The following is a 24,928-nucleotide window of genomic DNA, read 5'->3' on the forward strand; positions in this document are numbered from 1 at the left end:
CACCATGCCGCTCTGGTATTGGCTGCGGCCAGGCCCTCTCCCTAAAGTGGATCGCCCAAACAATAACAAGGACTTCTCCATGCGTTTTCCACCGACGTTGCTTTCACTTGCCTTGTTGGCACCGCTGATGAGTTCTGCCGCCACGCCGGCTAAAGATGCGACGGCGATCACGCTGCAGAGCAATCAACAATGGTTGCAGCGTTTGCCCTTCGCCGACCGCGGCGATTTCGAAGCGGCGCAGCGCGGTCTGATCGAGCGGTATGAGGGTGTGGTCAGCAATGCGCACGGCAAGACCGTCTGGGACCTGAATCAGTACGCATTCCTCAACCAGACCAACGCACCCGGCACCGTCAACCCGAGTCTGTGGCGCATCGCGCAGCTCAATACCATTGCCGGTCTGTTCAAAGTCACTGACGGTATTTATCAGATTCGTGGCCTGGACCTGGCCAATATGACCATCGTCGAAGGCGACAATGGCTTGATCGTGCTCGACCCGCTGCTGTCGGTGGAAACCGCTAAAGCCGGCCTTGAGCTGTACTTCAAAAATCGCCCGCGCAAGCCCGTGACCACCGTGATCTACACGCACCCGCACGTTGACCATTTCGGCGGTGTACGCGGGATCATCGACGAAGCGGATGTCACTGCGGGCAAGGTCCAGGTGATTGCACCGCAAGGTTTTTTCGAGCACGCCATCGGAGAGAATGTGTTGGCCGGGCCGGCAATGAAACGTCGCGCTCAATACATGTACGGCGCACCGTTGCCGCGCAGCGAGCGCGGCCAGGTAGATGCCGGGCTGGGCAAGGGTATTCCGGCCAACGCAACCGTCAGCTTGATCGCCCCCACCAGAGAGATCAGCCAGCCGCTTGAGCGCTTGACCCTTGAGGGTATCGAGGTCGAATTCCAACTCACCCCCGGCACCGAGGCGCCGGCGGAAATGAACATTTATTTCCCGCGATTCAAGGCGCTGTGCATGGCCGAAAATGCCACTCATGTGCAGCACAATGTGCTCACCTTGCGCGGCGCGCTGGTGCGCGATCCGAAGATCTGGGCGCATTACCTGGATCAGTCGCTGCTGCGCTACGGCAATCAGGCCGAGGTGGTTTTTGCCCAGCATCACTGGCCGACCTGGGGCGGTGCGCAGATACGCGAATATCTGGCTGACCAGCGCGACATGTATGCATTCATCGACAGCCAGACCCTGCGACTGATCAATCAGGGACTGACGCCCATGGAGATTGCCGACACCTTGAGTTCGCTGCCGCCCCGCTTGGCGAACAAGTGGTACAGCCGCGACTATTACGGCTCGTTGAGCCACAACGTGCGTGCGGTGTATCAGCGCTACATGGGTTTCTACGACGGCAATCCGGCGAACCTCAATCCACTGCCGCCGCAGGCCGCGGGCAAGCGTTACGTAGCGGCGATGGGCGGTGCCGAGCAGCTCTTGAAGCAGGCGCGCAAAGCCTTCGACGAAGGCGATTATCGCTGGGTCGCGCAACTGACCAATCATTTGGTCTTCGCCGAGCCGGACAATGCCGATGCACGCAACCTGCAGGCCGATGCGCTGGAACAGCTGGGCTATCAGAGCGAGAACGCGACGTGGCGCAACGCCTACCTCAGCGGCGCTCAGGAATTGCGCGACGGCGTTTCGGCTGCAACCGGCGGCGGCGGAAATGCCGACGATATGGTGCGGGCGCTGACCCCTGCAATGTTCTTCGATTACCTGGGCGTTCGGGTTGACGCGCTAAAAGCCGCCGACAATGACTTGACCATCAACTGGCGCTTCACCGATCTGAACGAGGATTACGCCCTGACCTTGCGCAACGGTGTCCTTACTCACCGCGACTTGACCCGGCATGACCAAGCCGACGTGAATATCAGCATGAACAAGTCGACGCTGGATCGCATCGCGCTGAAACAGACTGGCTTTTTGAAGGAGGCAACGGTGGGCGATATCACGATCGCCGGTGAGCGCGTGAAATTTCTACGCTTCATGGGTGGACTTGAGGAAGTGGACGGACGCTTCAATATCGTCACGCCCTGAACGTGGGCGGCGCTCAGGCGCCGCTTTGCAGCTCGATCATGGCGATCAACGCCAGCAAACAGACGCTCGCGCCCAACGCCAGAATCGCCACGGGCGCCGGCGATGCCTGCTCCATGCGCAGCATCGCCAATCCCTGGCGGTAGCGGCGCCCTTGCCTGGCGAGCAACCCAAGGGCGGCGACAACGCCCATCCCCAGCGACAGCCACGCACCCACTCGCCCCGCCAGAACCAGCACTACCAGCAACGCGACCAAGGTCCGTCGCCACGCCAATTCTGTCCGCTCCGCCTGCAGCCCCGGATCACCCATGCCAGCGGGGCCACAGCGCAGTGCCAATCAACATCACCGCCGTTACGCAAGCCATCGCCAACAAAGGCGCGAGCGCCGGCAATGGCAGCGGCCGACGCTGGCGCAACGCACGCTCCACCCTCAGCCAGCGCACGCAGGCACCGGCGCTGATCAACTGACTCAACACCAACAGGGTGATGGCTACGGCCATGCGCAAACCGGGCTCGAAGACCTGTGCGGCGAAGGCCTCAATGGCAATTGCACCGCCCAGTAACGCCAGTGACGTGCGAATCCAGGCGAGAAAGGTTCGTTCATTGGCCAGCGTAAATCGCGGATCGGGCGCCTCGCCGCCGCCCAGCAGGATTTCAGTCCAAGTGCGGCGCTCAGTATTCAGCGCCATCAGCGCACACCAAAGCTGCGCAATGCGCCGGGCGAAAAGTACGAGAGACTGGTCGGCACGTTGAAGGCGTAGGGGTTGCGTTGCTCGTTTATCAGGCCGGAGACGTGATATCGGCCACTTTTCAGGTCGTAGGTCACTTCCATCGCATTCACCGCCGCCTCACCGCTGGCGTGGTAAAAACTGTGCGCTTCGGAGGTGCGCCATAACGCGCCTCGCTGGTCATAGACATCGGCCTCGAGAATGGCCCAGGTGTCTTCGTCGATGTAGTAATGACGTTTGCCGTAGATGTGCTGGGCTCCCGGCTTCAACGTCGCAACCACTTCCCACACACGGTGCAGTTCATAGCGGGTGGGGACAGGGTTGACGTGGCCCGGCTTGATCAATTCGCTGTAGCGCAATCGGGGCGAGGCCAGGCGATAGCTGTTATACGGCACGTGAAGCAATTTCTTGCCCACCAGTTGCCAGTCGTATCGATCCGGTGCGCCATTGAACATGTCGCGACTGTCCGCCGTGCGCAGGCCTGCCGTCCCCGGCCCGGCGGTGTCATAAGCGATGCCCGGCGCGCGCCGCACTCGACGCTGGCTGGAGCTGTAGACCCACGACAATCGCGGTTCGGCGACCTGGTCCAGTGTCTCGTGCACCACCATCGCATCCCCAGCGAGCCGCGATGGCGCGGTCATTCGGTGGGTAAAATAGTAGAGAACATTGTCGGCAGCAGCGCCCGGCAACCCGTCAGGTCGAGCGAATTCCTGGCGCGCGCTCATCAGGGTAAATCGACCGTTGCCCTGCGGCGTGGCGCTGTCGGAGACAACGCTGTAACTGGCATTGCGGTTGCGGGTCAGGTGGTTCCAGATCACTTCCAGGCCATTTTCAGGCAGAGGAAAGGCAACCGCTCCGGCGAAATCTCGCAGACCGTTGCCCTGGTCGTCGAGCTGCGCGTGCGTGGCGTTGCGTGCGGCGGATGCGGCGAGGTGCGCGGGTATGGCGACGCTGCGATGGGTGGGGTAGACAGGCAGCTTCATCGTCTCTGGAAAACGCTTGAGCAAAGCGATCTGCCCGGCTGACAGCTGATCTTCGTACTGGCGGTAATTCTGTGCGGTTATCTCGTACAGCGGTCGTTCATCACCGTAAGGATCGACCGGCGTACCGTTGCTTTCCAGTCGCTGTTGCGCGGTTGTGAGCCCGCCTTGCCATGCCGGGATTCGCCCGTCGGGAGTGGCGTCGCGCTCGGCGCCGATCGGCGTCAGGTTCTGCGGTAATTCACTGGCGGCGAGCGCTCCTGCCGCCCACGGTATTGCCAGCAACACACAGCATGACAACGGAATAAACGACGACTGAATAAAACCTCTGGTACGTGCTGGCATCACTCTTAACCTCTTATTGTGTTTATCAGAGAGTGAACATGTGCAGTGGTCCCGCCAGACGACGAAGCGGCTGGCAGGATGATGCGCGAAAACAATTTTTAGCGCCGGTCAGATAGCCTCTGGGTGAGTATCAATGGATACTAAGTAGCCCTCTGGGCCTCGACAAATAGCGTCTTCAGATAGTTGCCATAGCACTTCGGCATAGCCAGAGATTTGCCCATGACTTTGAAACAGCTGCGTTACCTCGTCGCGATTGCAGAAGCTGGAAGCTTCTCCAATGCTGCACGCCGGGCGTTCATCGCTCAGCCTGCCCTGAGCCGTCAGATCGGTTTATTGGAAAGCGAACTGGAAATGCAGTTACTCGCCCGTCAGCACGACGGCATCGAACTGACCGATGCCGGACGACAGTTATACGAAGTGGCGCGCTCGGTGATTCAGAAGCTCGATTCGGTGAAAGACGAACTCAAATCCAGTCGGGGCAATCCCATGGGCCATGTCGCGATTTCCATTCCGGCAACCGCTTCGTCGCTGTTGTTGCCGACGATCATCACGCAAGCGCAGGCGAAATTTCCGGGGATCAAGCTGACGATATGGGATGGCCTCAGTCGCGAAGGCGGCCAGGCGATCGAGCTGGGCAAAGTGGATTTTGGCGTTGTGCCGAACGCTGAGGAACTGGAACACGTCATCGCCGAACCGGTCTTCACCGAGGACCTGTATTGGGTAGGCACACCGGTGCATGAGGCTGATCACTCGTCCATCACGCTGGCTGAAGCGGCCGCGACCCGGCTGGTGATGCCGCCGCGCGCCCTGCATCTGCGGCGTCGGATCGAGCAGGCAGCGATGGAAACCGGGGTGACCCTCGATTCAAGCTACGAGCAGCAGTCTGCGCCTGGCATCAGCAGCCTGGTGCGCGCCGGGTTGGCGGCGACCATCAGCAACTGGCCGCCGCTGACTGAATTGCTGGAGCCGATATCGGCCCGGCTGATCGTCGAGCCGCGAATCACCCGCACGATTTCCCTGGCCTATTCGCAGCACAAGCCACTGTCGTTTGCGGCCACCTGCATGCGCGATCTTGTCCGCGGCGTTCTGGTCGAGGCCGTCGTCGACGACCGATGGAAAGGCAGTTTGATCGAGCGTGCGCCCGAAGAAACCTTGAGCGCGCTCGATCACTGAGGGCGCCGCAACGGTGGGCCGTGCAGCGCCGCACAGTTCAATTGACGCGCGGCAATGCGATACCTTTCACCTCGTTCAGGCGCTGGCGGGTTTTCTGCGGATCCATCCAGAACAAACCGATCAGCCCGGCAATGATCAGCACTGCGCCACAGACTAGAAACCCTTCACCGTAACCTGCCGGATGCTCGGCCCCCGCACCCTGCACGAGGATGCCGGTGACCACCGGCGCCGACAAACCAGCGAGCGAGGCAATGCCGTTGCCGATCGCCAGAATGCCCGCACGTTGGCTGCCGGGCGTGAACTCGGCAAGCATGGCCGGCCCTACCGAATACATCACCAGCGCCAAGCCACCGCTGAACGTCAGGCTGACGATTCGCTCCAGGCTCGACAGTCCCGGCAGAAACAGCGCTGCGCTGAGCAGGCCACTGGCAATCAGGCAAAACGAAACGAATGCTCCACGCGACCAGCGCGTTGCAATCCCGCCGCGAAGCATGCGCTGCGACAGCCAGGCCATGAACAGACTCAGCGGAGTGGTCACCACCACGAACAGCACGAACACCCGGCCCGTCATGATGGGGTCGATGCCGAGCCCGTTTTCCAGATAGCTCGGCACCCAGGTCAGGGTCAGTGCCAACGACCAATTGGCGGCGAAATGGCACAGGTAATTGCTCAGCACCGTGCTGTCCGTGAGCAAGCGACGATACGGCACGCGCTCGTCGTCCTGCTTCAACTGGCCGGGACGGATGCGATCGAGCGTACCCTCGCGACCCAGCAGCCACCACAGCACGCACCAGACTGCGCCGATGACGGCCAGAACAATGAAGTTCATTCGCCAGCCGTAATGCACGCTGATCCAGGGGATCATTGCGCCCGCAACCAACAACCCCAAGGCGCTGCCGGTATGCAACAGCGCGACCGGAAGGTTGCGACGGTCATTGGGAAACCATTTGTACAAGGCGTGGGTAGCGACTGGCGAGGCCGGACCTTCGCCGATGCCCAACAGCACCCGGCAGGCAATGATCGCCCAGAGCGAAGAGACGAAGAGCATCGGCAGTTGCACGACCGCCCAGAATGCGCCCATCCCCAACAGCAACGTGCGTGTGGGACGGCGGTTAGCCACGAAGCCGCCGATGACCGCGGAAATCGCAAAGAACCAGTGCAACGCGCCCCCTACCAGGCCGAACTCGGTCGGGGTCAGGCCGAGCTCTTTGGACATCGGCACCGCCACCAGGCCGATGACCACTTTGTCGAGGAAGTTCACCAGCATCAGCAGTGCCAGCAATACAGCAATCATCCAGGCGGTGCCCAGACGTGCGGGTGTGTCAGTGTGAGTCATGGTCGTCTCTCGTTATTGTTCTTGTCAGAGCGTCCGGCCCTGCACGACCGGACGTGCGGCATGCGCTGCTAGCTCGGCATCAGGACACCCTTGGCAATGGTGTTGCGCTGGATTTCGCTGGTACCCGTCAAGATGCGCATCATTCGGGTCGCGCGGAAAATCCACTCCACCGGATGGCCGCGCAGCAACCCCGCGCCGCCGTGAATTTGCACCGCGCGGTCAGCAATACGGAAAGCGGTTTCGGAGACGAACAGCTTGCACATCGGCGCCTGGGTGCGAATATCGCCGCCGGCGTCGCTCACCGCTGCGGTGGCGTAAACCATGCTGCGTGCGGCATGCAGCTCGGTGGCCATATCGGCAATCATGTGGCTGATCGACTGGAACATCGCGATGGGCTGGCCGAACTGCTTGCGTGTGCGCGCGTAATCAATCGACAGGTTCAACGCCAAGCCTGCCATGCCTAGCAACGTCGGGCAATGCAGCAAACGGTTGAGCATGATCCGCCCCATCGCCAGTTTGAATCCTTGGCCCTCTTCGCCAATGCGGTTGGCGACAGGCACCCGAACGTCGTCGAGGAAGATATCGCCATGCGCGCCACCGCCGGACATCACCGCATAGTCGCTCTCGATCCGCACGCCGGGCGCCTTCAGATCGACGAAGAAGGCCGAAATGCCTTGGGCTCCGCCGCCAGTGCCGGTAACCGCAAGCAGCACGGCAATATCCGCATAAGGCGCGCCAGAGATGAAACGCTTGCTGCCGCTCAGCACATAATCATCGCCGTCGCGTCGCGCACTGGTGGTGATCGCCGTCGCATCGGAGCCTGCCTCGCTTTCTGTCAGCGCGAAGCACACGGCTTTTTCGGCACGGCACACCGGCTGCAAGAAAGTCTCGACTTGTTCCGGGCTCGCGACCTTGAACAGATGCCCGATGCGCGGCGGTCCGGACAGTTCGCCGAGGATGTGCGGTGCTAGCATGGAACCGCTCAGTACCGTGGCTTCCTTTACCGCGCACAGGTCTGAAACGTTCAGCCCCGCGCCACCGATCGCCTCGGGCAGCATGACGTTGTAAAACCCCTGCTCGCAGGAGCGCTGCCACACTTGCTGAAGCACTTCGCGGGGGTGCGGCTCCGCCCAACTCAGGCCGGCGCTTTGTTCCAGCGGCCGGATCTCATCGCGGATAAAACCGCCGATGGCCTCGATGATTTGGCTGGCCTTTTCACTTGGCTGATACATGGTGATCTCCTCGTCAGATGCGGCGGTCGCTGTTTTGCCAGTAGGCATCGCGAATAAGACGGCGAACGACTTTGCCGTTGGGGTTCTTCGGTAGTTCGCTGACGAAATCCACGGCGCGGGGTTTCTTGAAGCCGGCCAGGGTGCGTGCGCAGTGATCGATGACCTCGGCTTCACTCAGTGCAGTGCCCGGCTTGAGTACAACGACAGCTCGCACCGCCTCGCCCCACTGCTCATCCGGCACACCAATGACCGCCGCCTCAAAAACCTCAGGCAAGGTGTAAAGCACCTGCTCGACTTCCGTGGGATAGATGTTGAAGCCGCCGGAGATGATCATTTCCTTTTTGCGATCGACGATGAACACGTAGCCCTGTTCATCGACTGTCGCCAGATCGCCGCTGAGGTAATACCCCTCGCGCATCACCTCGGCAGTGAGTTCCGGCGCGCGCCAATAGCCCTGCATGATGTCGGGGCCCTTGACCACGATTTCGCCGATTTCGCCAGGCTTAACATCCTCGAAGTCTTCGTTGACCACTCGCAGGTCAGTCTCGAAATAGCAGCGTCCGCAGGAAGCCAGGCGCCGATAGTCGCCCTCTTCGCAAAGATGGTCTTGCTCGGTGAGTACCGTGACCAGCGAGCAGGTTTCGCCGGCACCGTAGCCTTGGGCAAGGATCGGCCCGAACACTTCGATGGCGCGTTTGACCAGCGAGGGCGCCATCGGCGCTGCGCCGTACATGACCAGACGCAGGCTGCTCAGGTCATAGCGATCGACGCCGGGGAAATTCACCAGCCGGTTGATCATTGCCGGCACCAGAAACAAGCGCGTGACGCGTTCACGCTGAATGCTTTCGAGCAGCAATTGATCGTCGTAGCGTTCCAACAGCAGGTTGCACGCGCCCACCGCCAGCAAGGGCATCAATTGCATGCCGCTGGCATGGGTGATCGGCCCGACGTGGGCCATCACATCGTCCGGCGCGGCTCGCCGGGTGGGGCTGGCGATGCTTTTGCGGATTAGCGCCTTGCGATTGCCGACGCTGAGCATGGCGGCTTTCAGCACACCGGAACTGCCCGAGGTGTAGTGCAAGACCGCCAGTGCATCGTCCGGCAGGTCACAATTGACCGGCGCCTCAGTGCCTTGATCCAGCAATGCCGAATAGGCGATATCACCGCCCTTCTCGCCCAGTGTCACCACCAGCCGCAACCCTGGGACTTCAGCCCGGCGTGCGATCAACGCCTCGGCAAACATGGGTGTGGCGATCAGTCCGACGCTGCAAGAGTCGTTGATGATCTGAATGACTTCTTCGAGCGACAGCCGCGCATTGACCGGCACTTTCACCAGGCCGGCCTTGTAGAAGGCGACTTCCGCCTCCACCAGTTCTACGCGGTTTTCCGCAAGGATGGCGACGTGTTCGCCCGTGCTGATGCCTTGGCCCAGTAACGCTGAAGCGAGCTGATTTGTCCGCTGCTCAAGCTGGGCAAAGTTCAGCCTGGTGTGACGATCGATGACGGCCATCCGCTCTGGCCAGTATCTGGCACTTCGACTGATTATTTTTCCGAGGTTCACGTTGTTGTTCTCGTCGACAGTTAAGACCGGGACGATGCTAAACAGCGTGGGCTAAAGGGGCGTAATACCAGTTGTTGATGCCGGCCATAGCGGTTTTAGCTGGCTGGAAAGCTCCCTTCCTTGCGCTGCGCCGCAGCGGTTTTTGCGGCGTCACGCCCATGCCGAAGTGTTATGGCAACGATGCAAAGACGCTATTTGTGAGCCCCGCCGGGGCCTCCCTATTATCGATACCGACCGACAAAAGCCAGACCGCCGCCGGCCAGGCGCTGAGGTGTTCTGCCTGTTGTCGGTGCGCCATCCCCTCACTCTCGAATAAACACAATAAGAGGTTAAGAGTGAATACACATGTTTGCGACCGGCTACGGTCATCGCTGGTTTTACTGTCGTGCAGCCTGCTCGCCGCCCCGGTGGGCGCAGTCGAATTTGCATTGGGCGACATAGATGGGCAGCTCGATTCGGCGCTGGCACTCGGTGTCGGGGTCAGCACTGCCAATCCGGCCAAGCTGCAACTGGGGGCCGCGAACGGCAATGACGGCCGCCGCAATTATCGATCCGGAGACGTGTTCTCGACGATTTTCAAAGGCACCCATGACCTGGAGCTCAAGCGCGACAACATCGGCATGTTCCTGCGCGGGACCTACTGGTACGACACCGCGCAACGTGATCACAGCCAACGCTTCAAGGACATCGACGACAACGATCGCCAGGCGTCGGCAAAAACCGCAGGCTTCCAGCTGCTCGATGCCTTCGTCTATTACTTCTACGACATCAACGGCGAGCCGGGCTCGGCGCGTGTCGGCAAGCAAGTGGTGAACTGGGGAGAAAGCATTTTCATCCAGGGCGGTTTGAACGTTGTAAATCCTTTCAACCAAGCGGCACTGCGCCGGCCGGGTTCGGAGGTGAAGGACGCACTGGTGCCGGTGAACTTGCTCTACATGACGCAGAACATCAATGAAGCCGTGTCCTTTGACGCCTTCTACCAGTTGGACTGGGAACAGACCCAGCTGGACAACTGCGGCACCTTCTTTTCGGGAAACGACTTCACACCCGAGGGCTGCACCGGCCTCGATGTCGGCGGACGCCTGGTCAACGCCGCCGCTGCGAATCGAGGGTTGGGCCCGTTCGGCGTGGTCATGGGCGAGGAAGGCGTGCGCATTCCCCGCAGCGCAGATCAGGACGCACGCAACAGCGGCCAATGGGGCCTGTCGTTACGCTGGTACGTCACACAACTGGATGCTGAATTCGGCGCCTATGCCGCCAATTACCACAGCCGTTCGCCGTATCTGGGAACCGTCAGCAGCCGGTATTACAGCAACACCGGTTTTGCTCCGCAATTGTGCAGCAATCTTGGTGTGCCGTCGGCAGGTTGCGGGGCTTTCCTGGCCTCCACCTCCGGCCAGACACTCGCCGGCGCGCTGCGCATGGGAACGTCTCAATACCTTTCCCAATACCCCGAAGACATCCGTTTATATGGTTTGACGTTCTCGACCACCCTGCGCACCGGTACGGCGGTGCAAGGCGAACTCAGCTACCGCCCGAATATGCCCGTGCAACTCAATGGCACGGATGTGCTGCAGTCGCTGCTCAATGCCAACGGGCGCAGTCCACTGTCCGAACCCGGCCTGAGGCCAACCACCGATTCAACTCTTTTCAACGGCTATCGGCGCAAGGAGGTCACCCAGGCGCAGGTCTCGGCAATGCATTCTTTCGGCCAGGTCATGGGGGCGAATCAATTGCTGCTCGTCGGTGAAGCCGGCGCCACTTACGTCGGTGGGCTGGAGGGCAAAAATGGGCCTCGCTATGGTCGATCCGGCGCTTATGGCAACGGCGCGCTGGTTGACAACAGCATCTGTCGAGCCATTTCCAGCAGCCCGCAATACTGCACTGACGAAGGCTTCGTCACGCCGTTCTCGTGGGGTTACCGGATGCGCGCGACCTTGAGTTATTCAGGGGTGATGCCGGGGCTGGACCTGCGGCCCAACCTGTCCTGGGCGCATGACGTCAAAGGTTATTCGCCGGGCGATGGCTCGGCGTTCAATGAAGGCTCGCGCTCCGTCAGCCTGGGCCTGGACGCGACGTTCATGAGCAAGTATTCGCTGAGCCTGTCTTACACCGATTACATCGATGGCACTTACGGCACGCGCGGTGACCGCGACTTTGCCTCCATCGCTATTGGTGCCACTTTCTAACGTAAAGGAAAACAAACATGCGCAAGTGCCCTGCCCGGTTCGCCTCTGACAAGCCCAAAGCCCCATTTGTACTGGGTGCCGCGTTGCTGCTTTCCAGCGCCATCTGCCCGGCCTTCGCTGCGAGCGGCTCAGCCGATACTGGTGTCATGCGCGGTTTTCCACCCGCACCGGAGTTTCGTGTGAACAAAACCAACGCCTTTCAACCGCCTTTCCTGCGCTGGTCAATCCGACACGCCCGGGAAGTGTCCGCAACGCGCAACATTGCCCGTGCTGCACAACCGCTGGCACTCATCGAGGCCGCGCCGCGCGATCTCGACCCGGTGACCTTCAAGGCCGGCGAAGAGGACCTGACCCTCGCCCGCTACCTGCAAGATACCGCGACCGATGGTTTCATCGTCCTGCGACGCGGCCAAGTGGTGTTTGAACGCTATCTGGAAGGCTTTGAACCCGGCCAACCGCACATCTGGGCCTCGATGACCAAATCCGTCACCGGCCTGCTGGCAGCGCAATTCATTGCAGAAGGCAAGCTCGACCCGCAAGCGAAACTGGCCAGTTATGTCCCTGAACTGAGCGGCACACCGTTTGGTGAAGCCACGGTGCAGGCCAATCTGGATATGCAGGTGGCTGTGGCCTACCCCGAAGCAGTGCCGCCGGACCTCGGTTTGTTCGCCGCGACCGGGCTCATCCCGCGCAGCGCAAAAATGCCCGGCGATATCTACGCTTTTTTAAAGGTCGCGCAAATCGCTCCCGGGGAAGGCAAGTTTTTTTATCAGAATGGCTCACCCGAGGCGATGGCCTGGGCGCTGCGGCGTATCTCCGGAATGAATTGGGCGCAGCTGGTGCAGCAGCGGATCTGGTCGCGCTTCGCTGAGGACGATGGCTATGTTCAGATCGATGAACTGGGCACGGAGATGGCCAGCGGCGGGATCAGCACGAATCTGCGCGACACCGCGCGCTTCGCCGAACTGGTCCGCCGTGAGCTGGCTCGCGAACCGGCAATGGACAGTTTCAATCAAGCCGTGCGCAGTACTTTCCAGCCGGGCGATCCGGCGGTTTTCGCGCAAGGCAATCTGGCACCTGGCCGGCCGGGTTATGCCTATCGCAATTATTGGTTTCAGCGCAATGACGGGGAAGGATCGGTGGAAGCCAGTGGTCGCTTCGGACAAAAAATTTACATCAACCCGAAGCGTGAAATCGTGATCGTTAAACTGTCCTCCACTGCCGACCAGGCCAGACGCGCCACCAGCGCGGCGGGTGAAGCAAAAGTCGCTGCACGGCTGATCGACTCACCGGTGACATTCAACAACATGGTCAGCGCGATATTGGCTGAGTTGAAGGACTGAACCTCATCGATCCGCTTCGCACAGCGCCGCCAGTGCAAACGCTGGATGCACGGCGTTACTCCCAGCCTCTACAAAATTGATGGCGTTCGTCAGTAAACGAACTCCGAGCGCCATGCATTTGCCTGCGGCCTATCGCCGTGGTTAGAATGCGATTAATTATCAATTATGTACTTTCCGGGATTCCGATGCGTAGTGACGAAACACTAGGTACTGCAGATCTGGGGCTGCTTTATCGCACCCACCACTCGTGGCTACACGGCTGGTTGATCCGACGCATTGGATGTCGCGATAACGCAGCAGATCTGGCGCAGGATACTTTCGTACGTCTACTCAAATCCCGTCAGTCCAGCCCTCTGCGTGAACCGCGCGCCTATTTGAGCAGCATCGCCCGCGGCCTGATGATTGATCAGTACCGTCGTCGCGAACTCGAACGTGCCTACCTGGAAAGCATCACGTTGCTGCCTCAACACGAGGTTCCCTCGGAAGAAAGCCGGCTGCTGATTCTTGATGCGCTCGAGCGCATAGACCGCATGCTCGAAATGCTTAAACCAAGAGTTCGCCAGGCATTCCTGTTTGCCCGACTCGACGGCCTCACCTGCGCGCAAATCGCCGAAAAGCTGGGAGTTTCCCGCGCGACCGTTGAACGCGACCTGGCCACTGCCCTGCAACACTGCTATCGCTTGCGTTATGTCGAAGCGTGAGCCGCAGGCACTGGATCCGGCCATTGTCGAGCAGGCGATTCAATGGATGGTGCGCCTGCGCTTCAATCAAGCCGATGAACAAACACAGCGCGCTTTTGAGCACTGGCTGCAGCAGCGCCCAGAGCATGTGTTGGCGTGGCAGCGTGTGGAATCACTTGGCGATGAATTCGCCGGCGTGCCAGCGCAACTGGCCCGCCAAACCCTTACTGGCACTCAGCACGGAATGCGGCGGCGGGAAAGCCTGAAGCTGCTGGGCATATTGGCAACGGTTGGCACGGCAGCCTGGCTTGGTCGGGACTACACGCCGGTCCCCGCCATGCTTGCGCAGCAGCGCAGCGGCACCGGCGAGCAGCGACGCTTCCAACTCGATGACGGCAGCCTTATCCAGCTCAATAGCGATAGCGCCGTCGACAGCGATTTCGACGCCCAGCGTCGCCTGATCATCCTGCGACATGGTGAAATCATCGTGAATGTCGGCGCCGATCAACAATCGCCTCAGGCGCGACCGTTGTGGGTGCAATCCCGTGACGGGATGATGCGCGCTCATGGGTCTCGATTTCTGGCACGCGAACGTGACGACGGCACGCTGGTCGCGGCTCAGGAAGGATCAGTCACGGTGTTTCCCGGTTCCACGCAGACTCCTGCGAGCCGCACGGTACAGGCTGGAGGTCATCTGCTGTTCACAGCCAGTGGCGCCCGAACCTTCAAGGACAGCGGCCTCGATCTATGGAGCTGGGGTGACGGCGTGATCAGTGCGCGCAATATGCGCCTTGATGATTTCATCGCGGAATTGTCGCGTTATCGTCCCGGGGTATTGCGCTGCGCCGCCGAGGTTGCTGATCGTCGCGTTTCCGGCACTTTCCAGCTCGCCGACAACGATCAGGTCCTGGCTTTGATCGCGCAATCACTGCGTTTGCACATTGATTACCGGACCCGCTATTGGGTGACCGTGACCGCTGCCACCTGAGCCCGACAAAACTTTGCGCTACCTTGAAAAATAATGAGGTGGTTTCTCATTTACGTTCGACCTCTAAGGAAGGCCGGAATACAGGCCAGTTTGCCGATGTCCTTTCTTGGAGCGAGAAAATGAGTTCGTCCCCGGTTTCACAGCGCCATCCATTGAATCGTGCCCTGCACGGTGCGATTTTGGGTTTGATCGTCAGCAGCTACGCATTGCCGTCGCTGGCGCAAACCTCGAGCGCTGACCACAGCAATCAAGTCAAGCAGTGGAACATCGCTGCCGGCCCATTGGCGCCGGCACTCGACCGCTTTGCGCGCGAGGCTGGCATCAGTCTTTCGTTCGACGCGTCGAGTGTTGCGAACCGCACCACTGCTGGCGTAAGTGGCACGCTCGATACGTCGACAGCGCTGTCATCGTTGCTGGACGGGAGCGAACTGCAAATCGAACAGCAAGGCCCGAATGCCTACCATCTGATCCCTCAAGCAAAACCCGCCGGCCCGCTGGAGCTCGGCGCAACGGACATCGAGGACTACCGACTCGCCCCGCTCATCATCAATGCCAAGGTCCGGGTCAGTGCCGACGACGACGCCAACTCGGTAGTCGCCAAGGAGCTTTGGGTAGGCGGCAAGGTGGCAACCAGCATTCTCAATACGCCGGCATCGGTGTCTGTAGTCACCAACAAGGAAATGCAACAGCGCAGCGTCAGCACCACGGAAGAAGCGCTGCAATACACGCCGGGCGTGGTCAGTGACTTCTATGGTACGGATGACCGCAACGACTATTTCCAGATCCGCGGCTTCCAGGCCACCACCTACCGTGACGGCTTGACCCTGAGTTCGATGCGCGGCGTGCGCGAAGATCCGTTCGCTTATGAGCGCATCGAAATTCTGCGTGGCGCCAACTCCACCCTGTTTGGCCCCGCGGACCCGGGCGGCTCGGTGAACTTTGTAACCAAACAGCCGCGCTTCGAGAAATTTGGTCAGGGCTATGTGACCTACGGTTCGTTCGACCATGTCGAGACAGGCATCGATGTCGGCGATGCACTGAACGACGAGAAGACCCTGGCTGGCCGCTTCACTGCCAAAGGGCAAAACAGCGACCGCGAGTACGACCACTCGCAGGACGATAACCAGTTGTTCATGGGTGGCCTCACCTGGGCACCGACGGATTTCACCTCAGCCACCATGGTTCTGGACTATCTGAAAACTGAAAGTTCGCCCAACAGTGGTGGTTATCCGCTGGATAAGGAATACGACCGCAGCAAGTTTTATGGCGAGCCAAGCTACAACTTTCACGATGTCGAGCGCACCAGCCTCAGCGGTAACGTCACCCATGACTTCGACAACGGCTTTGTGCTGCGCAGCAATCTGCGTTACAGCAAGTTGACTGATGACTTTGGCTACGTATATCTGAGCGACAGCGCTGCACGGGTCGGTACCACCGTTGACCGCTATCAGTTTGGAACGGACACCGAAGCCGACCAATTTAACGGCAATCTAATGCTGCAATACGATGCCCGCTTCGAGAACATCGACAGCAGCAGCCTGGTGGGCGTTGAGTACCTCGACTCGACCACCAGGGAAAGCTCGGTTTACTCTCCGACGACTTCGATTGACCTTGCAAACCCGGTATTTACTGGTGTTTCACGCTCAATCGCGCCATATGCCGTAAACAAACGAGACGCGACCACCAAAGCCGTATTCCTTCAGCAAAACCTGTCGTTCTACGAGCGTTTCATCGTCACCGGGGGCGTGCGCAACGACTCGATGGATCTGACCAGCAAAGGCTTGCAGACCAATGAGAAAGACACCTTTTCCGAAACCTCGTACCGAGGTGCGTTGACCTATATCGTCAACGATGAGGTGTCTACCTATGTGAGCATGGTGGAATCCGTTTCGCCGCCGCAGGTTGGCGTAACGCCGCAGACTGGCAGGCAGTACGAAGTGGGCGTGAAGTATGCGCCGATGGAAATGGACGCACTGTTCTCCGCAGCCGTTTATGACCTGACCCAGGAAAACGTCACCATCGCCGTAGTGCTGCCGAGCGGCATCATCGAGCAACAGACGGTGGGCGAATCGCGGGCACGTGGCCTCGACCTGGAAGCCAAGGCGCAGGTGACGCGCAACCTCAGCCTGATCGGTGGCTATTCCTATATGGAATCCGAGGTACTGCGCGGTTCTTTGTATGACGGCAGTTCCCTGAAGGGTAATGAGTTCTCTACGGCACCCAAGCATTCCGCTTCGCTCTGGAGTTACTACGACGTGCCAAGCACTGATGTCAGCGTTGGCCTGGGCGCGCGCTACGTCGGCTCTTATTACTTCGACGCAGCCAACTCCGGCAAAAGCGATGGCACCACGCTGTTCGACGCCGCTTTCAACTACAAGATCGCCAAGGGCACCGACCTTGCGGTAAACCTCAGCAATCTGCTGGATGAGCAACACGTGGTCGGTTCCGGCACAGCGAACTTCTACAATCCGGGTCGCGAGATCACCGCCAAACTGAGTTACAACTGGTAAGCAGGCGTCTGCGCCTTTTTCCGCTATAGGCAATAGGTAGCGGTGCCCGACTTACCGCGGGCACCGTCAACCGGGTATTTGCCCCTTCCTGTCAATACGGACTCGCCGTAGGCCGAACCACAATCTCACTGACGTCCACATCGTCCGGCTGTTCGATTGCGTATGCGAGCGCGCGGGCGATGGCGTCGGGCGTGAGCGCTACGCGGCGGAAGGCCTTCATGGCCTCACGCGCCGTGTCGTCGGAAATCGTGTCAGCCAGCTCCGATTCAACGACTCCCGGGCAGACCACGGTGACACGAATTTTGTCGGTCTCCTGGCGCAGACCATCAGAGATGGCCCGGACGGCGTATTTGGTCGCGCAGTACACCGCGGCTGTCGGCGACACCGCGAGGCCGCCGATCGATGAGATATTGATGACCTGGCCGTGGCCTTGCGCTTCCATGTCCGGCAGGACGGCGGCGATACCGTGCAGCACGCCGCGAACGTTGACGTCGAGCATTTGATTCCACTCCTCGACCTTCAACGCGGACAAAGGTGACAGCGGCATCACCCAGGCATTATTGATGATTACGTCAACCTTGCCATATTGCGCCTTGGCGAATGCCACGAAGGCCTCCATGGATTGCAGATCGGTGACGTCGAGGGCGCGAGCACTTGCCGAGCCGCCATTTGCTTCGATCTCCCCGACCAGTTTTTCCAGTCGCTCTGTACGGCGGGCGCCGAGGACCACGTGGGCACCTTTGCCGGCGATCAGCCTGGCCGCGGCTTCGCCAATACCGCTGCTGGCACCGGTGATCAGGACAACCTTGTTTTCGATGTTCGACATATCCGTAGCTCCAGCTGTATGCATTGAAGTTCAGCGCCACCCGCTGAAAATGTGGGCGTCGCTGCGGGGTACGTCGCAAAGATTAAGGGTTGTGGGCCGAGCGGCGCGTGCCGAAACCTGCGCGACATTTGCCTAATCGTGTCGGCGTGCATGGTTCGGCAATCGTAAGCGTTCACGCCCCACGGAATTCGCTTGGCGTTACACCGACCTCGCGTCGAAACACCTGAGAGAAGTGACTGGCGCTCGAATAGCCGACCTCCAGTCCGATGTCGATAACGCTGCGCCGGGTTTCCAGCAACAAGTGACGCGCGTGGGCCATGCGCAGGCGGATGAAATACTGCGAAGGCGCGAGTCCCGTTGCACGCTTGAACAAGCGGCTGAAATGGTATTCGCTCAGCTCGGCAAGCGCGGCCAGCTTGACCAGACTGAATTCGGCATGCAGATGGGCATTCATTGCATCGGTGACTTTGCGCAGCTTATGAGCCTGCAAAGCGTTGACTCGACGCACTCCCTGATTGTCGGCGAGATAGCTGCGCAGCAGATGGACGGCCAGCGCTTGCGCCAAAGAATGTGCAAATAGACCACTGGGTGAGCGTTCGAGGACCAGCTCGCTGCGCAACTGCTGCATGACAAACGCGACGCGCTCGTCCCGCGCTCCGGAAACATCGCGCAGCCGCACAGCCCCGGCGCGCTCGCCGAACAGCTCCTGCGCCGCGTTTTCGATCAGCGGCAAACCCAGATAAAGATGCATGACCTCGAAGGTCTCGCCGTCGTGAGTCTGCCAGCGCATTTCATACGGTTCATCGGAACAGGTGAGGAAAAAATCGCCGGCGCTGACTTCTGCCGCTTGCCACTCCCCACCGAGCGCGCGCTCTTCAACCCGTGCTGCTCCCGCTAACACCAAAACGAGCAGTGGCTCGACCACCGCAGGTACGAGAATCGGCTCAGTCACGCTGCGATGGGTAAACAGCTGAATAACGATGTCCTTGATTTCCGGGCGCGCAGGTAATGCCTGCGGGTCACCCGGCAGGTAGTCACGCATGAAATCGCCGCTGATGCGCAAGCCTGCGCTCGCCTGTTGCAATGCTGCTCGCCGGTTGTCTGCCATAAACCTGTCCTTTTGCCGCTGTCTTTCGCCTCGTGCCCGGGCCGAATCGATGATATCGGGCTTTTTCCGCCCGTCGAAACGGGCGCCGACGCTTTCTCACAGCACATTCGCAGCAAAACTCCGACAGCGCGAGCAATCGCGCGAAAGTCGCCTTTGCCTCGTTGCGAGACAGTAGAGCCGTCGCCGCTGACAGCGCCTTGGCACTGCCGACGCGGCCTTATTCAATCACAACGCTGGAGAAGATCATGACCGCTATCAACCACAGCATCCCGAACGAAGTCGCCGGTAAAGTCGCTCTGGTCACCGGTGCCGCCAGTGGCATCGGCAAAGCCATTGCCCTGTTGCTGCACGCTCGCGGAGCCAAGGTCGTTGCCGAAGATATCAACCCCGAAGTCGAAGCGCTGGCTCGACCTGGTCTGCTGCCACTGGTGGCCGACATCACCGAGGACGGCGCCGCGGAGCGCGCGGTCGGGTTGGCCGTCGAACAATTCGGGCGGCTCGACATCCTCGTCAATAACGCCGGCATCATCATCAACAAACTCGTCGTCGACATGACCCGCGCAGATTGGGAGCGGATACAGGCAGTCAACGCCACGGCGGCGTTTCTGCATTGCCGGGAAGCGGTCAAAGCGATGGCGCCGAATAAATCCGGTGCGATCGTCAACATCGCGTCCTACGCCTCGTATTTCGCATTTCCGACTATCGCTGCGTACACCGCTTCCAAAGGCGCGCTTGCCCAACTGACGCGTACCCTGGCGCTTGAAGTCATTGGCGACGGCATCCGCGTCAACGCCGTCGGCGTCGGCGATGTGGTGACGAATATCCTCAACGAAGTGGTCGACGACGGCCCCGGATTTCTCGCCAGTCACGGCGAAGCGGCGCCGATTGGCCGAGCCGCCCAGCCAGAGGAAATCGCCGAAGTAGTGGCGTTTCTCGCCTCCGATCGCGCCAGCTTCATCGTCGGTGCAGTGGTCATGGCTGATGGCGGCATGACTGTCACGGCCGGGTGAGCCGCAAGCTGCTCGCGACACTGGCTCGCGGTGACTGGGCGTTACGGTGAGGCCGTGGTAGAAATATCGGCGCCCGACCGGCAGTGAGCAATATTGAATATCGTCTGCCTGGAATCACCCGGGCAGACACTCATGAACACGTGCGAGAGCCTTGAAATGGATCAGAAAGACCCTTCCATTCTGCACAACACCGCCGTCTATCGCGACGAACTGGTGCGCTTGCTGACGCAACGATTTACCACGCCGGGGATTTACGAAACCGCCCTGGCGGCGCTGCAGGTCATTCGTTTCGATGCGCCGTCGGAGGTTATCCATACCGTGCACAAACCGGCGCTTTGCCTGATTGTGCAAGGGCAAAAAGAAGTCGGGCTGGGCGACGATCGTTATTTGTACGACCCGCTCAATTATCTGGTGGTGTCAGTGACACTGCCGGTTGCCGGTCGGGTGCTGCTGGCCAGCCCGGAGGCGCCTTATCTGTGTCTGCGTTTCGACTTCGAGGCGACGGACATCGCCCAGATTATCGCCGATGCACCGCCGACAGGCGTGCCGGACGAACCGGAACGTGGCCTGTTTCTGGAACAGGTCGATGTGCCGTTACTGGAAACCATGCTTCGGCTGGTGCGCCTGCTCGACGCGCCGAAGGACATTGGCATGCTGGCACCGCTGGCGTTGCGCGAGTTGTATTACCGCCTGCTGCGCGGCGTGCATGGACGCCGTCTGTATGAGCTGGCCCTCGGTGATTCGCAGACGCGACGGGTGACGCGCGCCATCGAATGGTTGAACAACCACTACACCCAACCGTTGCGCATCGAAGAACTGGCGCGCGTGGCCAATCTCGGCAGTTCGACGCTGCATCACCGCTTCAAGGCAGTGACGGCGATGAGTCCGCTGCAATACCAGAAACAACTGCGTTTGCAGGAAGCCCGCCGACTGCTGCTCGGCGAAGGGCTGGACGTGGCGAGTGCCTGTTATCGCGTCGGTTACGAAAGCCCCTCGCAATTCAGCCGCGAATACAGTCGCCAGTTCGGCTGCCCGCCATCCAAGGAAACCAGCCGGGTTCGCCGCCCGGCGTGAGTGGCTTTGGTGCATCCGGATCGGCCACCGCTCGTCGATGCCTGGACAGTGGCTGAAACGATCCAGCGAACCTTTACTCCCTGAACCCGTCCGAGTTAGGGCATCACTGCTCACCGCTCGCACGAGGTTTTCCGTTTGAAAGATGCCATCGTCAAAAAATACCGCTTGATCATCAAAACCCTGGGTTATGTCGGCTGGGCGTTGTTCTGGTTGTTGCTGTGGGACATCGCTGTGACGGTGGACTTCATGTTGTTCCTCAACGCGAAGTTGAATCTGCCGTTGATGCCGTTGACGTTGCTCGGTTCGGCGTTGATCGTGCTGATCAGTTTCCGTAACAGCAGCGCTTACAACCGCTGGTGGGAAGCGCGAACGCTATGGGGGTCGATGATCAACAATTCGCGCAGTTTCGCCCGGCAGGTGCTGACGTTGCTGGATGATCCGGGCAGCGAAGTGAATCCGGTCAAGTCGACGCTGTTGCGCCGCCATGTCGCCTATGTGAACTGCCTCGCCGCGCACCTGCAGGGCCTGCCTTGCCCTGATGAAGTCCGCGCATTTATCCCGGCCGATGAGTTCGCCCGCAGCGGCACCACCAATAACTTCGCCAACGACATCCTTACCGGCTCCGCTGCGCTGCTTGCCCGCGAGTACAAGGCCGGGCGTCTGGACAGCATTCGTCTGGCGCGGCTGGAATCGACGCTGGTGGATTTGTCCAACAGCCAGGGCGGTATGGAACGCATCGCCAACACACCGCTGCCCTACCCTTATGTGTATTTTCCGCGCCTGTTCATCTCGCTGTTTTGCCTGATCGTCCCGGTGGGGCTGGTTGAGTCCTTGGGTTGGTTCACGCCGTTGGCCTCGACCGTCGTCGGTTTCATGTTGCTGGCCATTGAACGCATCGGCACCGACCTGCAAAGCCCGTTTCGCCACAGTGAACACCAGATTCAGATGGAAGCGCTGTGCGAAACCATCGAAAAAAACCTGCAGTCCATGCAGCGTGACTCTTTGGGCGACGTACGCCGGATCGGCGAGACGGCCTGATCAGAATGCCGGCCCGGCATCGCTGTGGTCGGCCACGCGTCGGTTAATCGCCGCCTGCGCAGTCAGGCGCGATTGGGTCAGTCCCAGCCCCTGAAGAATCAGTTCCTGTCAGAAATCACACACAACCTGACAGAACAATCACTTTGCTACGCTTTTGACAGGCTTGTTGAAATTCTCAACAGCGTTACCCCCTGCCCGCGAAACGTGTGACGAAAACGGACTACGCTGAAGATTGAACTTTTGATTTAACTAGGTAGTTACCTAACTATATACTGCGCCCCTCATTTCAACGGGACACTCAACGTGAAGCAGAGTCAACGCCTCTCGGGCATATCAAAATTCATTCTGGTCGGGCTCGGGGTGATCATCGCCCTGCTCGGCTTGGCACTTGCTGCTGGCGGCGTGAAGTTGGTCAGCCTGGGAGGGTCGTGGTACTTCCTGATCGGTGGTCTGGTAATGACCGTCTCCGGTGTGCTGATCGCACGATTCAAACCGGCCGGTGCCTGGCTGTTCGCCGCGTTCCTGGTGGGCACCGCAATTTGGGCGGTCAGCGACGCCGGGCTGGTGTTCTGGCCGGTGTTCTCGCGCCTGTTCATGTTCAGCGCGATCGGCTTGGTCGTTGCGCTGGTCTATCCGCTGTTGGCCCGCGCCAATGGCCGTGATGCCGGACGTGGTGCTTATGCCGTGGCCGCCGTTCTCGCTGTTGGCCTGGCAGTCGCTGCCGGCAACATGTTCGTCGCGCACCCGACCGTCGCCGCCACCGGCACGGGCCCAGGCGTGACGCCGGTCGAGCCGGACAAGGCGCAGAAAGACTGGGCGCACTACGGTAATACCGAGGGCGGCAGCCGCTTTGCCGCGCTGGATCAGATCAATCGCGGTAACGTCGACAAGCTGAAAGTGGCGTGGACCTATCACACCGGCGACATCGCCGAAAGCGATGGCAACGGTGCCGAAGACCAGCTCACCCCGCTGCAGGTCGGCAACAAGGTGTTCATCTGCACCCCGCACAACAACCTGATTGCGCTGGATGCCGACACCGGTAAAGAACTGTGGAAAAACGGCATCAACGCGCAGTCCAAAGTGTGGCAACGTTGCCGTGGCATGGCCTATTTTGACGCCACCACCGCCATCGCTCAGCCGAGCAACTCGTCGATCATCGAAGCCACACCTGCGCCGGCCGCTAACTGCCAGCGTCGCCTGCTGACCAACACCATCGATGCACGTCTGATTGCCGTCGACGCTGACACCGGCGAGTTCTGCCAGGGTTTCGGCACCAACGGTGAAGTTGATCTGAAGGCTGGCCTGGGCGATGTTCCGGACAGCTACTATCAATTGTCTTCCGCGCCATTGATGGCCGGCACCACCGTTGTGGTTGGCGGTCGCGTGGCCGACAACGTTCAAGCCGACATGCCCGGCGGCGTGATTCGTGGTTTTGATGTGATGACCGGTGCGATGCGTTGGGCTTTCGATCCGGGCAATCCAGAGGATCGCAACGCTCCGGCCGACGGCAGCACTTATGCGCGCAGCACGCCGAACAGCTGGGCGCCGATGTCTTACGACGCAGCGACCAATACCGTCTTCCTGCCGATGGGCAGTTCGTCCACCGACATCTATGGTGTCGAACGCAGCAAACTCGATCACACCTACGGCGCTTCGATACTGGCGCTGGACGCTACCACCGGTGCAGAGCGCTGGGTATTCCAGACCGTGCACAACGATCTCTGGGACTTCGACCTGCCGATGCAGCCGAGCTTGATCGACTTCACCAAGGACGGCAAATCCGTTCCTGCGCTGGTCATCGGCACCAAGGCCGGGCAGATCTATGTGCTCGACCGTGCCACCGGCAAACCGCTGACTGATGTTGAAGAAGTGCCAGTCAAAGCGGCGAACATCCCGAACGAACCGTACTCGCCAACCCAGCCGAAATCCGTGGGCATGCCGCAGATCGGTGCGCAACACCTGACCGAATCGGACATGTGGGGCGCGACCCCGTACGATCAACTGCTGTGCCGCATCGACTTCAAAGGCATGCGTTACGACGGCTTGTACACCGCGCCGGGCACCGACAAATCGTTGAGTTTCCCAGGTTCGCTGGGTGGCATGAACTGGGGCAGCATCTCCACTGACCCAGTGCACGGCTTCATCTTTGTCAACGACATGCGTCTGGGTCTGTGGATTCAGATGATCCCGTCGCAGAACAAGGGCCAGGCCGCTGGCGGTGGCGAAGCGCTGAACACCGGCATGGGCGCCGTTCCGCTCAAAGGCACGCCTTACGCCGTGAACAAAAACCGCTTCCTGTCGGTGGCCGGCATCCCTTGCCAGGCACCGCCATTCGGCACGCTGACCGCCATCGACATGAAGACCCAAAAAGTCGCCTGGCAGGTTCCGGTCGGCACCGTTGAAGACACCGGGCCACTTGGCATTCGCATGCACCTGCCGATCAAAATCGGCCTGCCAACCCTGGGCGGCACCTTGTCCACTCAAGGTGGCCTGATCTTCATCGCCGGCACCCAGGACTTCTACCTGCGCGCCTTCAACAGCGGCAACGGCGAAGAAGTCTGGAAAGCGCGCTTGCCGGTCGGCAGCCAGGGCGGCCCGATGACCTACGTTTCGCCGAAAACCGGCAAGCAATACATCGTGGTCACCGCTGGCGGCGCACGCCAGTCGACTGACCGTGGCGACTACGTCATCTCGTACGCATTGCCATAAACCGCTGTTCGCTCACTCGCAGATCGAGTGAGCACGTCCCCAAGCGCGGCGCCTCAGGGC

At 60.2% G+C, this 24,928-nt stretch carries 19 protein-coding genes; 11 read left to right on the top strand and 8 right to left on the bottom strand.

The features are described 5' to 3' along the window. Positions 1 to 79: 79 nt before the first annotated feature. A complete protein-coding gene (locus tag EL257_RS13970) occupies positions 80 to 2,041 on the top strand; it encodes an alkyl/aryl-sulfatase (RefSeq protein ID WP_126363442.1) in 1,962 nt (653 codons plus the stop codon). Positions 2,042 to 2,054: 13 nt separating this feature from the next. On the opposite strand, the gene EL257_RS13975 is transcribed toward EL257_RS13970, so the two are convergent. The 3 genes from EL257_RS13975 to EL257_RS13985 are packed head-to-tail and all read right to left on the bottom strand — an operon-like array spanning position 2,055 to position 4,091. Beyond that, positions 2,055 to 2,375, bottom strand: coding sequence for a DUF202 domain-containing protein (locus tag EL257_RS13975; RefSeq protein ID WP_232013017.1), 321 nt, complete (start codon positions 2,373 to 2,375; stop codon positions 2,055 to 2,057). Continuing rightward, entirely contained in the window at positions 2,341 to 2,727 is a 387-nt protein-coding gene (locus EL257_RS13980; protein ID WP_126363444.1) for a YidH family protein, read from the bottom strand. The genes EL257_RS13975 and EL257_RS13980 overlap by 35 nt, the downstream gene beginning before the upstream one ends. Next, the gene (locus EL257_RS13985) at positions 2,727 to 4,091 is read right to left on the bottom strand and encodes a DUF1329 domain-containing protein (protein WP_126363445.1); all 1,365 of its coding nucleotides are present in this window, start codon (positions 4,089 to 4,091) and stop codon (positions 2,727 to 2,729) included. The genes EL257_RS13980 and EL257_RS13985 overlap by 1 nt, the downstream gene beginning before the upstream one ends. A gap of 219 nt (positions 4,092 to 4,310) precedes the next feature. On the opposite strand from EL257_RS13985, the gene EL257_RS13990 reads away from it, so the two are divergent. After that, positions 4,311 to 5,264 carry a LysR family transcriptional regulator gene (locus EL257_RS13990; protein WP_126363447.1) on the top strand — a complete coding sequence of 318 codons (954 nt, stop codon included), beginning with the start codon at positions 4,311 to 4,313 and terminating at the stop codon, positions 5,262 to 5,264. Between the two features lie 37 nt (positions 5,265 to 5,301). Here the strand turns inward: EL257_RS13990 and EL257_RS13995 are convergent, their stop codons facing one another. The 3 genes from EL257_RS13995 to EL257_RS14005 all read right to left on the bottom strand — a co-directional run bounded on the left by EL257_RS13995 (position 5,302) and on the right by EL257_RS14005 (position 9,393). Continuing rightward, positions 5,302 to 6,558 carry an MFS transporter gene (locus EL257_RS13995; protein WP_126368121.1) on the bottom strand — a complete coding sequence of 419 codons (1,257 nt, stop codon included), beginning with the start codon at positions 6,556 to 6,558 and terminating at the stop codon, positions 5,302 to 5,304. 110 nt (positions 6,559 to 6,668) lie between these two features. Further along, positions 6,669 to 7,832, bottom strand: a complete 1,164-nt coding sequence (locus EL257_RS14000) for an acyl-CoA dehydrogenase family protein (RefSeq protein WP_126363449.1) — start codon at positions 7,830 to 7,832, stop codon at positions 6,669 to 6,671. A 13-nt stretch (positions 7,833 to 7,845) separates the two neighbouring features. Next, positions 7,846 to 9,393 (bottom strand): AMP-binding protein, encoded by a 1,548-nt coding sequence (locus EL257_RS14005; protein WP_126363451.1) that lies wholly within the window; start codon positions 9,391 to 9,393, stop codon positions 7,846 to 7,848. A 335-nt stretch (positions 9,394 to 9,728) separates the two neighbouring features. Between EL257_RS14005 and EL257_RS14010 the strand changes: the two genes are divergently transcribed. The 5 genes from EL257_RS14010 (at position 9,729) to EL257_RS14030 (ending at position 17,103) form a co-directional block, all read left to right on the top strand. Continuing rightward, positions 9,729 to 11,582, top strand: a complete 1,854-nt coding sequence (locus EL257_RS14010) for a DUF1302 domain-containing protein (RefSeq protein WP_419866582.1) — start codon at positions 9,729 to 9,731, stop codon at positions 11,580 to 11,582. Positions 11,583 to 11,599: 17 nt separating this feature from the next. Next, on the top strand, positions 11,600 to 12,925 hold the full coding sequence (locus EL257_RS14015; RefSeq protein WP_126363453.1) for a serine hydrolase domain-containing protein: 1,326 nt from the start codon (positions 11,600 to 11,602) through the stop codon (positions 12,923 to 12,925). Positions 12,926 to 13,110: 185 nt separating this feature from the next. Continuing rightward, positions 13,111 to 13,626 carry a sigma-70 family RNA polymerase sigma factor gene (locus tag EL257_RS14020; RefSeq protein ID WP_126363454.1) on the top strand — a complete coding sequence of 172 codons (516 nt, stop codon included), beginning with the start codon at positions 13,111 to 13,113 and terminating at the stop codon, positions 13,624 to 13,626. Next, on the top strand, positions 13,613 to 14,593 hold the full coding sequence (locus tag EL257_RS14025; RefSeq protein WP_126363457.1) for a FecR domain-containing protein: 981 nt from the start codon (positions 13,613 to 13,615) through the stop codon (positions 14,591 to 14,593). Before EL257_RS14020 ends, EL257_RS14025 begins: the two co-directional genes overlap by 14 nt. A 119-nt stretch (positions 14,594 to 14,712) precedes the next feature. Beyond that, a complete protein-coding gene (locus tag EL257_RS14030; protein ID WP_126363458.1) occupies positions 14,713 to 17,103 on the top strand; it encodes a TonB-dependent siderophore receptor in 2,391 nt (796 codons plus the stop codon). Positions 17,104 to 17,194: 91 nt separating this feature from the next. Here EL257_RS14030 and EL257_RS14035 read toward each other — a convergent pair whose 3' ends face one another. Then, positions 17,195 to 17,929 carry an SDR family oxidoreductase gene (locus EL257_RS14035; RefSeq protein WP_126363460.1) on the bottom strand — a complete coding sequence of 245 codons (735 nt, stop codon included), beginning with the start codon at positions 17,927 to 17,929 and terminating at the stop codon, positions 17,195 to 17,197. Positions 17,930 to 18,101: 172 nt separating this feature from the next. Further along, positions 18,102 to 19,037, bottom strand: coding sequence for a helix-turn-helix domain-containing protein (locus EL257_RS14040; protein WP_126363462.1), 936 nt, complete (start codon positions 19,035 to 19,037; stop codon positions 18,102 to 18,104). A gap of 245 nt (positions 19,038 to 19,282) precedes the next feature. On the opposite strand from EL257_RS14040, the gene EL257_RS14045 reads away from it, so the two are divergent. From EL257_RS14045 to EL257_RS14060, 4 genes are all read left to right on the top strand, one after another. Then, on the top strand, positions 19,283 to 20,047 hold the full coding sequence (locus EL257_RS14045; protein ID WP_126363464.1) for an SDR family NAD(P)-dependent oxidoreductase: 765 nt from the start codon (positions 19,283 to 19,285) through the stop codon (positions 20,045 to 20,047). Positions 20,048 to 20,203: 156 nt separating this feature from the next. Continuing rightward, on the top strand, positions 20,204 to 21,121 hold the full coding sequence (locus EL257_RS14050) for an AraC family transcriptional regulator (protein ID WP_126363466.1): 918 nt from the start codon (positions 20,204 to 20,206) through the stop codon (positions 21,119 to 21,121). A 135-nt stretch (positions 21,122 to 21,256) separates the two neighbouring features. Continuing rightward, entirely contained in the window at positions 21,257 to 22,159 is a 903-nt protein-coding gene (locus EL257_RS14055) for a bestrophin family protein (RefSeq protein WP_126363468.1), read from the top strand. A gap of 303 nt (positions 22,160 to 22,462) precedes the next feature. After that, positions 22,463 to 24,868 carry a glucose/quinate/shikimate family membrane-bound PQQ-dependent dehydrogenase gene (locus EL257_RS14060; RefSeq protein WP_126363470.1) on the top strand — a complete coding sequence of 802 codons (2,406 nt, stop codon included), beginning with the start codon at positions 22,463 to 22,465 and terminating at the stop codon, positions 24,866 to 24,868. Positions 24,869 to 24,928: the final 60 nt, after the last annotated feature.

Source organism: Pseudomonas fluorescens, assembly GCF_900636825.1.
GTDB classification, from domain to species: Bacteria; Pseudomonadota; Gammaproteobacteria; order Pseudomonadales; family Pseudomonadaceae; genus Aquipseudomonas; species Aquipseudomonas fluorescens_BG.

What these genes read in the sequence shown, in the direction of transcription:
- EL257_RS13970 (WP_126363442.1), top strand. Translation starts at nt 80, where the DNA reads ATGCGTTTTCCACCGACGTTGCTTTCACTTGCCTTGTTGGCACCGCTG.
- EL257_RS13980 (WP_126363444.1), bottom strand. Translation starts at nt 2,727, where the DNA reads ATGGCGCTGAATACTGAGCGCCGCACTTGGACTGAAATCCTGCTGGGC.
- EL257_RS13985 (WP_126363445.1), bottom strand. Translation starts at nt 4,091, where the DNA reads ATGCCAGCACGTACCAGAGGTTTTATTCAGTCGTCGTTTATTCCGTTG.
- EL257_RS13990 (WP_126363447.1), top strand. Translation starts at nt 4,311, where the DNA reads ATGACTTTGAAACAGCTGCGTTACCTCGTCGCGATTGCAGAAGCTGGA.
- EL257_RS13995 (WP_126368121.1), bottom strand. Translation starts at nt 6,558, where the DNA reads ATGATTGCTGTATTGCTGGCACTGCTGATGCTGGTGAACTTCCTCGAC.
- EL257_RS14000 (WP_126363449.1), bottom strand. Translation starts at nt 7,832, where the DNA reads ATGTATCAGCCAAGTGAAAAGGCCAGCCAAATCATCGAGGCCATCGGC.
- EL257_RS14015 (WP_126363453.1), top strand. Translation starts at nt 11,600, where the DNA reads ATGCGCAAGTGCCCTGCCCGGTTCGCCTCTGACAAGCCCAAAGCCCCA.
- EL257_RS14020 (WP_126363454.1), top strand. Translation starts at nt 13,111, where the DNA reads ATGCGTAGTGACGAAACACTAGGTACTGCAGATCTGGGGCTGCTTTAT.
- EL257_RS14025 (WP_126363457.1), top strand. Translation starts at nt 13,613, where the DNA reads ATGTCGAAGCGTGAGCCGCAGGCACTGGATCCGGCCATTGTCGAGCAG.
- EL257_RS14030 (WP_126363458.1), top strand. Translation starts at nt 14,713, where the DNA reads ATGAGTTCGTCCCCGGTTTCACAGCGCCATCCATTGAATCGTGCCCTG.
- EL257_RS14035 (WP_126363460.1), bottom strand. Translation starts at nt 17,929, where the DNA reads ATGTCGAACATCGAAAACAAGGTTGTCCTGATCACCGGTGCCAGCAGC.
- EL257_RS14040 (WP_126363462.1), bottom strand. Translation starts at nt 19,037, where the DNA reads ATGGCAGACAACCGGCGAGCAGCATTGCAACAGGCGAGCGCAGGCTTG.
- EL257_RS14045 (WP_126363464.1), top strand. Translation starts at nt 19,283, where the DNA reads ATGACCGCTATCAACCACAGCATCCCGAACGAAGTCGCCGGTAAAGTC.
- EL257_RS14050 (WP_126363466.1), top strand. Translation starts at nt 20,204, where the DNA reads ATGGATCAGAAAGACCCTTCCATTCTGCACAACACCGCCGTCTATCGC.